Genomic DNA, 13,728 nt, shown 5'->3' with positions numbered 1-13,728 from the left:
CGGGCACCGGCCGTTCTGCACACCCAGCGAAGACGACCGGTCTACTGAAAGAGTTTCCTCATGAAGGTCCTCATCGTCCTCACCTCGCACGACGAACTCGGCGCCACCGGCCGTCGGACCGGCTTCTGGCTGGAGGAACTCGCCGCCCCCTACTACCGCTTCAAGGACGCCGGCGCCGAAGTCGTCCTCGCCTCCCCCAAGGGCGGCCGGCCCCCGCTGGACCCCAAGAGCAACGAACCCGGCTTCCGGACCGACGAGACCCACCGCTTCGAGGCCGACCCGGAAGCCATGGCCGCCCTCGCCCACACCGCCCGTCTCGACTCCGTCTCCGCCGACGACTTCGACACCGTCTTCTACCCCGGCGGCCACGGCCCCCTGTGGGACCTGGCCGAGGACCCGGCCTCCGTCCGCCTCATCGAGACCACCCTGCGCGCGGGCAAGCCCCTCGCCCTGGTCTGCCACGCCCCCGGTGTGCTGCGCCACGCCACCGAGCCCGACGGCACACCTCTCGTCCGGGGCCGGAAGGTCACCGGCTTCACCAACGAGGAGGAGGCCGCCGTCGGCCTGACCGACGTCGTCCCCTTCCTCGTCGAGGACGAACTGCGGCGCCTCGGCGCCGACTACTCCAAGACCGAGCCCTGGCAGCCCTACGCCCTCACCGACGGCCTCCTCGTCACCGGCCAGAGCCCGGCCTCGTCCGGCCCGGCCGCCGAGGCCCTGCTCGCCCTCCTCACCGATGCCGACGGCGCCCTCGCACAGCACCCGGACGACAAGGGCGTACGCGAAGCCGGGTGACCCCGCCGGGCCGGGGCCGCGGACAACTCGGCCCCGGCGGAGCCGTCGCAAGGGCCCGGGCACCCACCGCGCGGACGCATGTGCCCCGGCTGGGACGGGCCCGCCTACCGGCAGACATCTCCCAGCCGGCAGGCAGTCGGTCCCGGGCGACGGCGATCCCACCATCGAAGAACCCCGGCGCGACGCCCTCCCCCACCGCCGGGAGCATCCCGATCACCCCACCACCTGCTCCGACCACCGGCACCCACCGCGCGGTGCACATGTGTCAGGAGCCCACCGGATTCCGCCCTCGAAAGGGAAAGCCATGAGCTCGGTGCACCACCGGACCGCCACCGTCGACAGCCACGAGATCTTCTACCGCGAGGCCGGCCCCGCCGACGCCCCCACGATCGTCCTGCTGCACGGCTACCCGACCAGCTCGTTCATGTTCCGCGGACTCATTCCGCTGCTGGCCGACGACTACCACGTCATCGCGCCGGACCACCTCGGCTTCGGCCACTCCGACGCGCCCCTCGCAGACGAGTTCACCTATACCTTCGACGCCCTCGCCGAACTCACCTCCGGACTGCTCGACCAACTGAACCTGGACCGCTACGCCCTCTATGTCCAGGACTACGGCGCCCCCATCGGATGGCGCCTCGCGCTGCGGCACCCCGAACGGATCTCCGCCCTCGTCACCCAGAACGGAAACGGCTACGAGGACGGTTTCGTCGAGTCGTTCTGGAACGACGTCTGGGCGTACGGGGCGAACCCCGGGCCGGACACCGAACCCGCCGTCCGCGCCGCGCTGAGCTTCGAGGCCATCCGCTGGCAATACGTGCACGGCGTACCCGACCCGAGCCTGGTCAGTCCGGACACCTGGGAGCACGACTTCGCGCTCGTCTCCCGCGAGGGCAACGACGAGGTCCAACTGGCGCTGTTCCGCGACTACCGGAACAACCGCCCGCTCTATCCGCTGCTGCACGAATTCCTGCGCACCAGCGGCGTCCCGGTGCTCGCCGTGTGGGGCCGCAACGACGAGATCTTCGGCCCGGCCGGCGCACGGGCCTTCGCCCGCGACGCCGAGGACGCGGAGGTGCACCTCGTCGACGGCGGTCACTTCCTGCTGGAGAGCCACCTGGACGTCGTCGCGGGTTACCTGCGCGGCTTCCTCGGGCGGGTGTTGGCATGACCGGCCGTCTCGGTCCGAGGGCTCCTCTCCCATAGCGGACCCGGAGGCGTCCGGTGGCGGTCGGCGATCAGCCGGCGCCTGCTGCCCGGCGCTTCCCGTCCGCGTGGGTGCGGTCGGTGGTCCAGGCGAGCGCGGCGACGACGGGGAAGGCTGCCGCGGTGAGGGCGACCGCGTTCCAGTTGCCCAAATGGTAGGCAAGCGTGCCGAGTTGGGAGCCGATGGCACCGCCGATGAAGAAGGTGGCGATGTAGACGCTGGTGATCCGGGCGCGGGCGTCTGCGTCGAGTTGGTAGATGGTGTGCTGCCCGAAGATCAGGGAGCACTGCACGGCACAGTCCAGGAGGACCGCGGCGGCGGCGAGAACGAGGATCTGGTGGGCGGCCAGACCGGCCCCGACGAGGGTGGCGGCGGCGACCAGGCAGGTCACGGGGGTGAGTCGGTGGACGAGCCCTCGGTCGGCGAGGCGGCCCGCGAGAGGGGCGACGAGCGCGCCGGCGGCACCGACCAAGGCGAACAGGCCGACCTGGAGCTGGGAGTAGTGGTACGGCGCGGCGGTCAGAACGTAGGAGATGGTCGTCCAGAACGCGCTGAAGGCGGCGAACATGCAGGCGTGGTACAAGGACCGGCGGCGCAGCTGCGGGTGCACGCGGACCATGCGGGCCGTGGAACGCAGCAGCTCGGCGTAGGAATCGCTACTGGTGGGGGCCCGGCGGGGCAGCGCACGGCGCAGGACGACGGCCAGGACGGCCATCAGGGCGGCGGAGACCAGGTAGACGGTGCGCCAGCCCGCGACGTCCGCGAGCAGGCTGCCGACGGTGCGGGAGAGCAGGATCCCGGCGAGCAGTCCGCTCATGACCTTGCCCACCACGGCGCCCCGCAGATGATCGGGGGCGAGGTCGGCGGCGTAGGGAACGAGGATCTGTGCGACGACGGAGGTCGTGCCCGCGACGAGCGCGGCGACGAGCAGGACGGTGAAGGTGGGGGCGAAGCCGCCGACGGCCAGGGCGAGAGCGGTGACGGTGAGCAGGACGGAGACCAGCCGGGAATTCTCGATGCGGTCGCCGAGGGGGACCAGGAACACCATGCCGGCGGCGTAGCCGAGTTGGGTCAGGGTGACCAGCAGGCCGGCGGTCGAGTCCTGGAGCTGGAAGGTGCCGCGCAGCATCTCCAGGAGGGGCTGGGCGTAGTAGAGGTTGGCCACGGTCAGCCCGCAGGACGTGGCCAGAAGTACGACCAGCCAGCCGGGCAGGGCTTTCTGTCGCGCGTCGGACTCCGGTGTGGAGCTGGCGGCTGTGGGCACGGACATGAGCTGTCTCCGGATGCGGACGTGGGGAGCGGACGTGGGGAGGGGCGGAAGCCGAGTCGACGTCACGGATCTGTCGGGCCGGGACCAGCGCCCCGGCCTGGAACGGGCACCTCGATCGCTTGAGTGAGCAGCCGACCGGCATGGAACCAGGGTTCTATATTGAACTGCGATTCAATATAGAACGCGGCGAGTACACTGTCAAAGATGAAGAACTCGGGCGACCCGCTGCCGCAGGGGATCGAAATCGGTGCGCTGTCCAGGATCATCCGTCAGCACTTCGCCGACCGGATCGAGCAGGTCATCCACCCACTGGGGCTCACCCTCGGGCAGTGGACGGTGCTGCGCGAACTGAAGCGGACACCCGGCGCCTCCGCTTCAGAGCTGGCGCGCGCCGCGGTCCACACACCGCAGGCCGTCAGCCGTCTCATCCGGACCTTGCAGGAGGAGGGCCTGGTCGAGCGCTCCCCGGCCCGGGGCCGCGTGATGGACAACCACCTCACGCCCAAGGGACACAAGGTGATCGACGAGACCTTCACCCAGATCGAGGCCCGACTGGCCCCGGCACTGGAAAAGTTCGACAGAGCCAACGCCGAGGAGTTCCGCCGCCTGTCCCATCTCCTCATCGAGGCCCTGGAGGACCCGGCCTGAGCCGGGGGCCTGGGCTACCCCTGCGTGGGCGGGGAACTGGCCTCATGATGCGCAATCTTCGAGATCGGGTCGGGACCATCCCCGCGTGCGCGGGGAGCAGTCGGCCTTGGTGTGGCCGCATGGTGAAGACATGGGACCATCCCCGCCTGCGCAGGGAGCAGGGGAAGGGAACATAGTCTATGAGGTCTGCCTGGGGACCATCCCCGCGTGCGCGGGGAGCAGCGTCGGCCGCAAGCACGAGTGGCAGACCCAGGGGGACCATCCCCGCGTGCGCGGGGAGCAGGGACCCGGGTAGGGCGTGGCCCCGCTCCCGCAGGGACCATCCCCGCGTGCGCGGGGAGCAGCAGAGCCCCTACGTCACGGTGCCGCTGGCCGGCGGACCATCCCCGCGTGCGCGGGGAGCAGTCGCCAAACAGCTCGGGGTCTCACGCTCAGCCGGGACCATCCCCGCGTGCGCGGGGAGCAGGAGGTGCAGCTCTCCCCGAGCGTCCAGGTGGAGGGACCATCCCCGCGTGCGCGGGGAGCAGAGCGTCGCCGACAAGCTCGGAGCCGGTTCCTCGGGACCATCCCCGCGTGCGCGGGGAGCAGTCGGAGACACCGGCCGCAGCAGCAGCGGCGGCGGGACCATCCCCGCGTGCGCGGGGAGCAGCCACCGAGCTGGGCGATCTCCAGTGGCGGGTGGGGACCATCCCCGCGTGCGCGGGGAGCAGGCTCGGTGAGCTGCGGGTTTATCCGGCCGGAAGGCCGTTTCGAGCAACCTTCGGGGATTCAGGCATTCCTCCCATCCAGTCACACAAGGGTCAGCGGCCGCCGCAACATCGCGGGTACAGCAACCTCCAACATACGTGCCCCGTCCTCTTCGCCCTCCGCAACGGCAAAGCCCGGTCCGGGCGCCGGAGCACCCGGGGACTCGTTCCGCTTCCCCTGGCGTGCGTGACTCCGACACACCTGTCCGAAGGACCCAGTTGGCGTTTCGTATACAACTTGCCTCACCCTGGCCATCTCAACCCTACGGAAGGCAGGGGTGACCGCAAGGGTGCGGAGACGCATCGGGGTGCCGCCTCGGCAGCAGACAGGACTCCCTACACGAGCGGGAGCCGGGGCACCCGGTCTCGTGGATCAAACCTCAACGCGGGCTCTTCTGGCCTCTACCTGTGCATCACGGGCTCTCGGGGCTGCGGCCGCGACTAGGTGTTCGCTCCTCCGCCGGTGTGCTGGGCGAGGCTTCGTGGTGTCCGGGGAGTCAGCGTGAACCCCGCGCGGAGGGCGTTGGGCATCGTTGTCCCTAGCATCTTTTTTGTATACGGTCCTGGCGTGTTCCGCGGTCGCAGCGGAGCAATCGGCCGCGGGTCACTACGAGTGAGGTGAGCCAGATGAGTACCGAGAGGGATGTCTCCGTACGACGGCACGGAGTCGGGGCGGCGGTGCCCCGCCGGGAGGATCGCCGGCACCTGGCCGGCCAGGGGTGTTTCATCGCCGACGTGCAGCTCACCGGGCTGTGCGAGGTCGCGTTCGTACGCAGCCAGACCGCACACGGCCGGATCCGCGAGATCTCCGTGCCGGCCGAGGACCGCGAGGCGGTGTGGACCGCACAGCGACTCGCCCCCTTCGCCGAGCCGTTGACGGCGACCTCCACGCTGGAAGGGTTCCGGACCGCGCCGCTGCCCAACCTGGCGGCGGACAAGGTGCGTTACGTCGGCGAGCCGGTCGCTCTGGCCATCGCCGCTACCCGTGCGGAGGCGGAGGACGTCGCCGGGCGGGTGGGCGTGCACCTCGAACCTCTCCCGGCCGTGGTCGACTTCGACACGGCTCTCGCCCGGGACGCCCCGACGGTGCACGACGACTGGCCGGACAACATATTCGCCACCACCTCCGGTGAGGTGGGCGATGTGGACGCGGCGGCCCGTGAGGCCGCCGTCTCCGTCACCCGCGAGTACACGCTGCACCGGCAGGCCGTCGTGCCGCTGGAGACCAGGGGCGTGATCGCCCACTACAACAGGTCGACCGGCGAGCTGGTGGTGTGGTCGTCCACGCAGACCCCGCACATGATCCGCGACATGATCGCGTTGCAGCTGGGCATGGAGGCCCGCCGCGTCCGTGTGATCGCCCCCGACATGGGGGGCGGCTTCGGGGCCAAGTGCTCGGTCTATCCGGAGGAGATCACGCTCGCCGCGATCGCCACCCAGGTCGACCACCCGGTGCGCTGGGTGGAAGACCGTTGGGAGGCCCAGGTCGCCTCGACCCAGGCGCGGGACCACCGGCACCGGATCACCGCGTACGCGGCGGCCGACGGCACGCTGCTGGGGGTGGAGGCGGACATCCTCGTCAACAGCGGGGCCTACTCCGTTCACCCGTGGACGGCGACGATGGACGCCACCATGGCCTCGGCGATGATCCCCGGGCCGTACAGGTTGCCCAACTACCGGTTCCGCACCCGCAGTCTGGCCAGCAACAAGACCCCCTCGGGCCCGTACCGCGGCGTCGCCCGGCCCGCGGCGGCCTTCAGCATCGAGCGCACCATCGACGAACTCGCCCACGAACTGGCCATGGAACCGTACGAGATGCGCATCAGGAACATGGTGCGCAGCGAGGACATGCCCTATGTCTCGGCCGCCGACAAGGTCTACGACAGCGGGGACTATCCCGAGGCCGTGCGCCGTGCCACCGCCCTCGTCGAGCACGACACCTGGCGGGAACGCCAACGGGCCCTGCCCGCCTCGGCGCGTCGGCGGATCGGCATCGGCTACGGATCCTTCACCGAGCAGACCGCCCACGGCTGTATCGAATGGGCCGCGCGCGGGCTGGCCGTCACCATCGGTACGGAGGGTGCGCGGCTGGCCATGGACGCCACCGGGAGTCTCAGCCTGAGTGTCGGCATCAAGAGCCATGGACAGGGCTCGGAGACCACACTGGCGCAGGTCGTCAGCGAGGTCTTCGACGTGGATCTGGACCACGTCACCGTGTCGCACGGCGACACCGCCATGACTCCGCGCGGCGACGGCACGTTCGCCTCCCGCACCATGGTGATGGCCGGCGGAGCCACCCACGGTGCCGCCCTGGCGCTCGCGGAAAAGGTCATGCGGATCGGTGCCGTGCTGTTGGACGAGCCGGTGCAGGACGTGGTCCTGCGCGATCACGCCGTGGTGGGCAAGAAGGGCTCGGTCACCTACGCACAACTGGCCAAGGAATTCCTCTTCACTCCCGACCATGTGCCGGGTGTCGAGGCGGGACTTGAGGTCGTCCACCACTACCGGCCGGAGGTGCAGACCGGAGCGTTCACCTACGCCACCCAGGCGGCCGTGGTGGAGGTCGACCTCGACACCGGAGCGGTGAAGCTTCTCGACTACGCCGTCGTCGAGGACTGCGGCACGGTGGTGAACCCGCGCATCGTCGACGGTCAGATCCTCGGCGGCATCGCCCAGGGCATCGGCAACGCTCTTCTCGAAGAGATCGTGCACGACGCCGACGGACAGCCGAAATCGACCAGCTTCCTGGACTATCTGCTCCCGGGAGCCAGTGAGGTCCCGCAGATCAAGATCGAGCACATGGCGACGCCGTCCCCTTACACGGTGTTCGGTGTGAAGGGCGCCGGTGAGGGCGGAGCCATCCCGCCGCCCGCGGCCATCGCCAACGCGATCCGGGACGCCCTGCGCGAGTACGGCACGGAGGTCAACGAGACTCCCATGACCCCGGAGCGGGTGTGGACGGCGCTCCGGACGAGCCGTATGGCTGCGGAAGCGGAGGGCCGGGCGACGCTGGAGGCGGTCCGATGAAGGCGCCCGACTTCCGGTACCACCGTCCCACCACGGTGGAGGAGGCGATCGCGCTGCTCGCCGACGCCGGTGACGACGGCAAGGTCATCGCGGGCGGCCAGAGTCTGGTCCCCATCATGAACATGCGGCTGGCCGAGCCGGAGACGCTCGTCGACCTCACCGGTGTCGACGAGCTGCGCACCGGCAGTAAGACGCCGTCCGGGGCGTGTTACGGGGCGACCACCACGCACATGATGTTCGAGTACGAGCTGGTGCCGGACGTCACCCGGGGCCTGCTGCCGCACGCCGCCGCCGGCATCGGCTATCCGGCGATCCGCAACCGCGGCACCGTCGGCGGCAGCCTCGCGCACAGCGACTCGTCCGCCGAGTGGCCCACGGTCATGGCCGCCCTGGACGCCGCTGTGCACGTCCGATCCGTTCGCGGGGCGCGCACCGTTCCCGTACGGGAGCTGCTGCTCGGCTTCTTCACCACCGCTCTGGAACCGGACGAGCTGATCACCGAGGTGGAGGTGCCGGGCCTCGCGCCGACGGCGCGCTGGGGCATGTACAAGATGTGCCGCAAGCCCGGCGAGTTCGCCGAATCGCTGGCCGTCGCCCTCGGTGAGGCAGAACCCGACGGCCCCTGGCGGGAGGTGGAGCTGTGGCTCGGCGCGGCGGCCGATCGCCCGCTCCGGCTGAACAGCACCGAAGAAGCCGTACGCGGCGAGGCGTTCGCCGATCTCCTGCCCGATCGCCTCGTCGCACCGCTCGCCGCCGACCTCGGCCAGGACCTGTCGGCCATCGATCCCACAGGACGGCACGCGCTGCAACTGCACGCGGTCACGGTGCAGCGGGCGTTGCAGTCCGCAGAGAGGGGCGACACCGCATGAACGAGATCACGGTCCATCTGAAGGTCAACGGCCGGCCGCACACGCTGCGAACGGCCGGCCGCACCACGCTCGCCGACCTGCTGCGCGACCAACTCGGGCTGACCGGCCTGCATCTGGGCTGCGAGCAGGGCGTGTGCGGGGCCTGCACCGTCATCGTCGACGGACTGCCGATGCGCGCCTGCCTCACCTTGGCCGGGGCCTGCGAGGACAGCGACGTGGTGACGGTCGAGGGGCTGGACGGGCCGGACGCGGACCGGCTGCGGGACGCCTTCTCCCGGCACGGCGCGCTCCAGTGCGGCTTCTGCACGCCGGGGATGCTGCTCTCCGCCCACCATCTGGTGCGGGCGCGACAGCCCCTCGACCGGGAAGAGGTCGGCGTCGCCCTGTCCGGCAACATCTGCCGCTGCACCGGCTACAACGGCATCGTCAGCGCTGTCCGGGAGGCGCTTGAGGGCGGCATCGCCGCCGAGAGCGCAGCGGTCACCACGAGGAACCACGAGGAGTAGAGCATGGAGTTCAACAACGAGTTCGTCGTCTCGGCCACCCCGGACGATGCGTGGGCCCTGCTGACCGACGTGCCGAGGATCGCCCCCTGCATGCCGGGGGCGAGCGTCACCGAGAAGGACGACGGCTCCTACGAGGGGACAGTGGCAGTCAAGGTCGGCCCCATCAAGGTCACTTACGGGGGTACGGCGACCTTCCGCGAGCGTGACACGGCCCGGCGCCGCCTGGTACTGGACGCCGGCGGCCACGAGAAGAGCGGCAAGGGGTCCGCTGAAGCCGTCGTCACCGTCGACCTGGTCCCCGAAGGCAGTGCCAAGACCCGGGTCGTGGTGAGCACGCAGTTGCAGATCACCGGAAAGGTCGCGCAGTTCGGACGCAGCGCGATGGCCGACGTCGGCGCCAGGATCGTCGGGCAGTTCGCCGACAATCTCGAAGCGCTGCTCGCCGAGGGGCAGTCGACGGACGCCGCCGGCCGCTCGGGGCAGCCGACGGCAGTTCGGCCGGCTGCCGGGGGCCCGGCCGATGCCGGGTCCGGCGGCTCGGAGCTGAACGCGCTCGACTTCGTGGGGCCCCTCGCCCGCCGGTACGCACCGGTGGCCGGGGCGTTCGTGGGCGGTGCGCTGTCGGCATGGCTCATCACCCGTCTGCGGGGGCGTCACGCTCCTGCTGCTCCAGCGCTGCCTGCTGTGCGGCCCTGATGTGCACCTTCATGATCATCTCTGCTGAGGTCGCGTCCCCGCGTTGCAGCGCCTCGATCAGTTCCCTGTGGTGCTCGGCGCTGCGCGCGAGGTCACGTGGGGAGTAGCGGAGGAACGTGCGGCGCACCAGTGGCAGTCCGAGCACACCGGTGAGCAGGTGGATGAGGGCGCTGTTGCCGGTGGCCTCCAGCAGCATCGCGTGGAAGTCGTTGTTCAGACCGGCCGCCCGCTGCCTGGCTGCGGCACCTCCCTCCGCGAGCGTCCGCTCGTACTCCGCGAGGTTGGCTTCGAGCCGGCTCAGGGTGCTTTCGGTGACGTTCTGTGCGGCGACCGCCGCCACATAGCCCTCGATCACCGCGCGCAGCCCGTAGATCTCGGCGACCTGCTCGCGGCTCCACGCCACGACCTGGGCACCTCGGTACCGCTCGATCCGGACGAGCCCTTCGGAGTTGAGCTTGCGCAGCGCCTCGCGCACGGGCGTGCGGCTGATCCCCATCGAGGTGGCCAGGGACTCTTCCCGCAGCCATATGCCGGGGCGGAGTTCGCCCGAGGCCATGCGCTCGGTGATCTCGGCGTAGGCACGCTGTGCCGCGGACGACTCCGCCTCTCGGCCGTCTGCCACGGAGTACCTCCTCGTCGTTTCCAGGATCAGGATCGGTGCACCCGGCGGCCGGACCGCGCATCCCCCTCGGTGAGAAAGGGAACTCCCGGTGCGCATTCGGCGTCGCTTCGGACATCGGCGGCACTCGTTTCCCGGCCAACTCCCCCATTTCACCCCGCCATTACTGCGTCGAGGCACTGCTCGTTTCCTCGTCGGACCCGGTCGCGCGTCACGCCGCAATCGGCTCGATGGCCCGCAGAATTCCGGACGAGTCCCGAAGGCCGTGGACGCTCAGCGGGCGCACGGAGTATACAGTTTGCTGATTTCCGCGCGGTATCAGGCCTGGTAGCCACCCGACCTCGGCTCCTCGTGCCGAGGGGCTGCCCCCGGGACTCCGCACTGCGGGCTTCGAGATCCGGTCCGCAGGGAAAATCGCCGTTCCCCGTATATCCGGCCGGGAAGTCGCACCAGCAGTTCACCTTTTTCATGGAGGTGGGACCGGTGAGGGCGATCGTGCGGAAGTCGCGGCCGGATGGGAGGAGTTCGCGGCGCGTAGCACTTCTGGAGCCCGTTTCGCCGAATGGGCAATGCCCCGCCAGGTAGCTGAGCACGCTCGCGATTCCGGTGAAGGTGAGGAAGTGCTCGGCACCGCCGGTCGGAGGCCTCGGGGTCGCGGTGTGCGAATGGGCAGGTAGGTGGGTGACATGTGGCGGTAGGCCGGGCATCAGCGGCAGCACGGCTGGGGTCGGCCCCTCGGCCGCGTACGCTGCCGTCTCACGCGGAGGCCCCCGTCCGCCCCGCGATCCACCGCCCAGACCACGAACCCGCACAGGGCGAAGCCCGCGCCGAGGGTGGTGGAGCCGGGCCAGCCTGTGTGGGCGTAGACGGTGGTTGTCGTCGTCGCGCCGAGTGCCGAGCCGAGGGAGTAGAAGAGCATGTAGCCGCCGATGGCGCTGCTGGTGCGGTCCGGGTGGGCCGCGGTGAGCAGGTGCTGGTTGCTCACGTGCACGGCCTGCACGGCGAAGTCGAGGACGACGACGCCGAGGACGACGAGCCACAGGGACCAGGACGCCTGGCCGATCGCGGACCAGGAGACGGCGAGGAGGGCGAGCGCGCCGCCGGTGACGGCGCTCGCGTGTCCGGTGTCGGCCCAGCGGCCGGCGCGCGCCGCGCCGAGCGCCCCGGCCAGCCCGGCGAGTCCGAACAGCCCGGTCTGCGCGGTGTCCAGGTGCCACGGCGCGACCGCGAGCGGCAGGGCCAGGCCGCTCCAGAGCGTGCCGAAGGAGGCGAACAGGAAGAAGGCGATCAGCCCGCGCGAGACGAACAGGCGCTCGCGGAACAGCCCGCGCAGCGAGGACAGGACCTGCCGGTGGGTGGCGCGGTCGGTGCGCGGGTCGGGCGGCAGCGTCCTCAGGGCGAGGCAGGCCAGTGCCACGAGGAGCACCGCGAGCGCGAGGTAGACGCTGCGCCAGCCAAGGAGTTGGGCCAGGGCACCGACCGCGACGCGGGCTCCGAGGATACCGATGACGACGCCGGAGGTCACCACGCCGAGGGTGCGGCCGCGTTCCGCGGGCGTGGAGAGGGCCGCTGCGTAGGCGACCGTCGTCTGGACGACGACCGCGAACAGGCCCGCGAGGGCGAGTCCGCCGAGCAGCAGCCAGGTGCGGGCGGCCGTCGCGGCGAGCGCGGTGCCGGCCGCGGTCAGCAGCAGGTGTCCGGCGATGAGGGTGCGCCGGTCGGCCATGTCGCCCAGCGGCACGAGGACGGCCAGCCCGGCGAGGTAGCCGAGTTGCCCGGCGGAGACGACCCACCCCAGCCGGGCGTCGGGTATGTCCAGATCGCTGCCGATCCGGGTGAGCACGGGCTGCGCCGCGTAGATGCTCGCGACGGCGACCGCGCAGACGGCGGCGAACAGTACGTTGCGGCCGGCGGTCCTGGCCATCCTGCCCCTCCCTCGATTGGTTGCACTTCGCAACCGACGCGACGGTACGGCAGAATGGTTTCAATCAGCAACTCTCCGGGAGGCGAGATGACGCGGTCCGCACTCGGCGCGGGCACACCCTGGACCGATCCGAACTGCCCGGTGGCACGCACCGTCGACCTGGTCGGTGACCGCTGGAGCCTGCTCATCGTCCGCGACGCCATGGACGGGGCACGCGCGTTCACCGACTTCCAGCAGCGCACCGGCATCGCCCGCAACATCCTCACCGACAGGCTCCGGCGCCTGGTCGAGCGAGGCGTCCTCGACCGGCGCACGGCGCCCTCCGGCAAGCGGCAGCTCTACGCGCTCACCCCCGCCGGGCGCGACCTGTTCACCGTGATCGTCGCCCTGCGCCAGTGGGGCGAGCGCCACGCCTTCGCGCCCGACGAGCCGCACTCCGTCCTCGTCGACGGTCAGGGGCTTCCGCTGCCGCCGCTCCACCCGGTCGACTCGGACGGCAGGCCCGCCGACGTCGCCACGACCCGGGTGCGCAAGGAGAGTTGACGCCGCGCGACGCGTACCGCGGCCCCGGCGGGCGTCAGGCGTCCGTGCTGCGTTCCAGTACGGCGCTCAGCGTCTGTTCGGTGATGGTGAAGTGGTGGGCCGCGACCCGGCCCGCCTCCTCCTGGTCGCCTTCCAGCACCGCCCGCACCAGGGCGCGGTGCTCGGTCAGGGCGCGCTCGGTGAGGTTGCCCCCGTAGGGCTCGATGGGGAAGCCGGCGCTGATCTCCTGGAGCAGCTGGTGGCCGTAGACGGCCAGCGGCTCGTTCTTCGCCGCGCGGGCGACCGCGCGGTGCAGCATCGCGTCCGAGGTGCGGATGCGGGCGCCGTCACCGGAGTCGGCGGCCTCGGTGTACTCCTCCAGTGCGCGGGTGATGCGCGCGCTGTCCTCGTCGTCCCGGCGCTCGGCGGCGGTCCTGGCGATCAGGGACTCCAGCAGACAGCGGGCGTCGAGCAGTTTCTTGGTGCGCTCCCAGTGCGGCAGCAGGGTGCGCCGTACCGCGGGCCCGGACTCGCGCTGCCAGCCCGAGCGCACATAGTGGCCGCCGCTGCGGCCCCGTACGACCTCCAGGCAGCCGATGTCGTGCAGCCGGGCGATCGCGGCGCGCACCGTCGGCCGCCCGACGGCGAGGATCTCCGCCAACTCGCGTTCGGTGGGCAGGCGTTCACCGACGCTGAACTCTCCCAGCGCGATGGCGGTGAGCAGCCGGTCGGCGACGTGGTCGACGGCGCTCGGCACCTGGAGAGGGCCCAGCCCGCCCGGGGCGCGCCCCTCGGGACCGACGGACGGGAACGCGCCGGGCCCCGGGGTCCCGGACCGGGTCACCGGGGCCGGCTCCTCGGCCTGCTCCATGGGGCTCTTCTCCTTCCGGGCGCGAGGG

Annotated in this window: 12 protein-coding genes and 1 CRISPR repeat array; of the genes, 8 read left to right on the top strand and 4 right to left on the bottom strand. The window is 71.0% G+C overall.

Going from position 1 to position 13,728, the window contains the following annotated elements; genetic code table 11:
* Positions 1 to 60: 60 nt before the first annotated feature.
* Entirely contained in the window at positions 61 to 795 is a 735-nt protein-coding gene (locus tag SCA03_RS07880) for a type 1 glutamine amidotransferase domain-containing protein (RefSeq protein WP_051845852.1), read from the top strand.
* 304 nt (positions 796 to 1,099) lie between these two features.
* Positions 1,100 to 1,966 (top strand): alpha/beta fold hydrolase, encoded by an 867-nt coding sequence (locus SCA03_RS07875; protein WP_086816294.1) that lies wholly within the window; start codon positions 1,100 to 1,102, stop codon positions 1,964 to 1,966.
* Positions 1,967 to 2,033: 67 nt separating this feature from the next.
* On the opposite strand, the gene SCA03_RS07870 is transcribed toward SCA03_RS07875, so the two are convergent.
* Positions 2,034 to 3,272 carry an MFS transporter gene (locus SCA03_RS07870; protein WP_086816292.1) on the bottom strand — a complete coding sequence of 413 codons (1,239 nt, stop codon included), beginning with the start codon at positions 3,270 to 3,272 and terminating at the stop codon, positions 2,034 to 2,036.
* Positions 3,273 to 3,476: 204 nt separating this feature from the next.
* On the opposite strand from SCA03_RS07870, the gene SCA03_RS07865 reads away from it, so the two are divergent.
* The 5 genes from SCA03_RS07865 to SCA03_RS07845 all read left to right on the top strand — a co-directional run bounded on the left by SCA03_RS07865 (position 3,477) and on the right by SCA03_RS07845 (position 9,764).
* Positions 3,477 to 3,920 (top strand): MarR family winged helix-turn-helix transcriptional regulator, encoded by a 444-nt coding sequence (locus SCA03_RS07865; protein WP_051845854.1) that lies wholly within the window; start codon positions 3,477 to 3,479, stop codon positions 3,918 to 3,920.
* 71 nt (positions 3,921 to 3,991) lie between these two features.
* A CRISPR array of direct repeats spans positions 3,992 to 4,630; the repeat unit is 29 nt; unit sequence GGGACCATCCCCGCGTGCGCGGGGAGCAG.
* Positions 4,631 to 5,293: 663 nt separating this feature from the next.
* Positions 5,294 to 7,693, top strand: a complete 2,400-nt coding sequence (locus tag SCA03_RS07860) for a xanthine dehydrogenase family protein molybdopterin-binding subunit (RefSeq protein ID WP_230988533.1) — start codon at positions 5,294 to 5,296, stop codon at positions 7,691 to 7,693.
* Positions 7,690 to 8,562 carry an FAD binding domain-containing protein gene (locus SCA03_RS07855; protein WP_086816290.1) on the top strand — a complete coding sequence of 291 codons (873 nt, stop codon included), beginning with the start codon at positions 7,690 to 7,692 and terminating at the stop codon, positions 8,560 to 8,562. Before SCA03_RS07860 ends, SCA03_RS07855 begins: the two co-directional genes overlap by 4 nt.
* On the top strand, positions 8,559 to 9,068 hold the full coding sequence (locus SCA03_RS07850) for a (2Fe-2S)-binding protein (protein ID WP_086816288.1): 510 nt from the start codon (positions 8,559 to 8,561) through the stop codon (positions 9,066 to 9,068). Before SCA03_RS07855 ends, SCA03_RS07850 begins: the two co-directional genes overlap by 4 nt.
* Positions 9,069 to 9,071: 3 nt before the next feature.
* Positions 9,072 to 9,764: an SRPBCC family protein gene (locus SCA03_RS07845; RefSeq protein WP_086816286.1), complete on the top strand. Its 693-nt coding sequence runs from the start codon at positions 9,072 to 9,074 to the stop codon at positions 9,762 to 9,764.
* On the opposite strand, the gene SCA03_RS07840 is transcribed toward SCA03_RS07845, so the two are convergent.
* Positions 9,703 to 10,386 carry a GntR family transcriptional regulator gene (locus tag SCA03_RS07840; protein WP_158102313.1) on the bottom strand — a complete coding sequence of 228 codons (684 nt, stop codon included), beginning with the start codon at positions 10,384 to 10,386 and terminating at the stop codon, positions 9,703 to 9,705. The genes SCA03_RS07845 and SCA03_RS07840 overlap by 62 nt on opposite strands.
* Positions 10,387 to 11,089: 703 nt before the next feature.
* Positions 11,090 to 12,307, bottom strand: coding sequence for an MFS transporter (locus SCA03_RS07835; RefSeq protein ID WP_086816281.1), 1,218 nt, complete (start codon positions 12,305 to 12,307; stop codon positions 11,090 to 11,092).
* 87 nt (positions 12,308 to 12,394) lie between these two features.
* On the opposite strand from SCA03_RS07835, the gene SCA03_RS07830 reads away from it, so the two are divergent.
* On the top strand, positions 12,395 to 12,850 hold the full coding sequence (locus tag SCA03_RS07830) for a winged helix-turn-helix transcriptional regulator (RefSeq protein ID WP_030879566.1): 456 nt from the start codon (positions 12,395 to 12,397) through the stop codon (positions 12,848 to 12,850).
* A 34-nt stretch (positions 12,851 to 12,884) separates the two neighbouring features.
* Here SCA03_RS07830 and SCA03_RS07825 read toward each other — a convergent pair whose 3' ends face one another.
* A complete protein-coding gene (locus tag SCA03_RS07825) occupies positions 12,885 to 13,700 on the bottom strand; it encodes a FadR/GntR family transcriptional regulator (protein WP_086816279.1) in 816 nt (271 codons plus the stop codon).
* Positions 13,701 to 13,728: the final 28 nt, after the last annotated feature.

This window comes from Streptomyces cacaoi, from assembly GCF_006539165.1.
Classification (GTDB): domain Bacteria; phylum Actinomycetota; class Actinomycetes; order Streptomycetales; family Streptomycetaceae; genus Streptomyces; species Streptomyces cacaoi.
The sequence above is the reverse complement of the archived record's forward strand: the minus strand, read 5'-3'. Positions and strand labels throughout refer to the sequence as shown.

What these genes read in the sequence shown, in the direction of transcription:
- SCA03_RS07880 (WP_051845852.1), top strand. Translation starts at nt 61, where the DNA reads ATGAAGGTCCTCATCGTCCTCACCTCGCACGACGAACTCGGCGCCACC.
- SCA03_RS07875 (WP_086816294.1), top strand. Translation starts at nt 1,100, where the DNA reads ATGAGCTCGGTGCACCACCGGACCGCCACCGTCGACAGCCACGAGATC.
- SCA03_RS07870 (WP_086816292.1), bottom strand. Translation starts at nt 3,272, where the DNA reads ATGTCCGTGCCCACAGCCGCCAGCTCCACACCGGAGTCCGACGCGCGA.
- SCA03_RS07865 (WP_051845854.1), top strand. Translation starts at nt 3,477, where the DNA reads ATGAAGAACTCGGGCGACCCGCTGCCGCAGGGGATCGAAATCGGTGCG.
- SCA03_RS07860 (WP_230988533.1), top strand. Translation starts at nt 5,294, where the DNA reads ATGAGTACCGAGAGGGATGTCTCCGTACGACGGCACGGAGTCGGGGCG.
- SCA03_RS07855 (WP_086816290.1), top strand. Translation starts at nt 7,690, where the DNA reads ATGAAGGCGCCCGACTTCCGGTACCACCGTCCCACCACGGTGGAGGAG.
- SCA03_RS07850 (WP_086816288.1), top strand. Translation starts at nt 8,559, where the DNA reads ATGAACGAGATCACGGTCCATCTGAAGGTCAACGGCCGGCCGCACACG.
- SCA03_RS07845 (WP_086816286.1), top strand. Translation starts at nt 9,072, where the DNA reads ATGGAGTTCAACAACGAGTTCGTCGTCTCGGCCACCCCGGACGATGCG.
- SCA03_RS07835 (WP_086816281.1), bottom strand. Translation starts at nt 12,307, where the DNA reads ATGGCCAGGACCGCCGGCCGCAACGTACTGTTCGCCGCCGTCTGCGCG.
- SCA03_RS07830 (WP_030879566.1), top strand. Translation starts at nt 12,395, where the DNA reads ATGACGCGGTCCGCACTCGGCGCGGGCACACCCTGGACCGATCCGAAC.
- SCA03_RS07825 (WP_086816279.1), bottom strand. Translation starts at nt 13,700, where the DNA reads ATGGAGCAGGCCGAGGAGCCGGCCCCGGTGACCCGGTCCGGGACCCCG.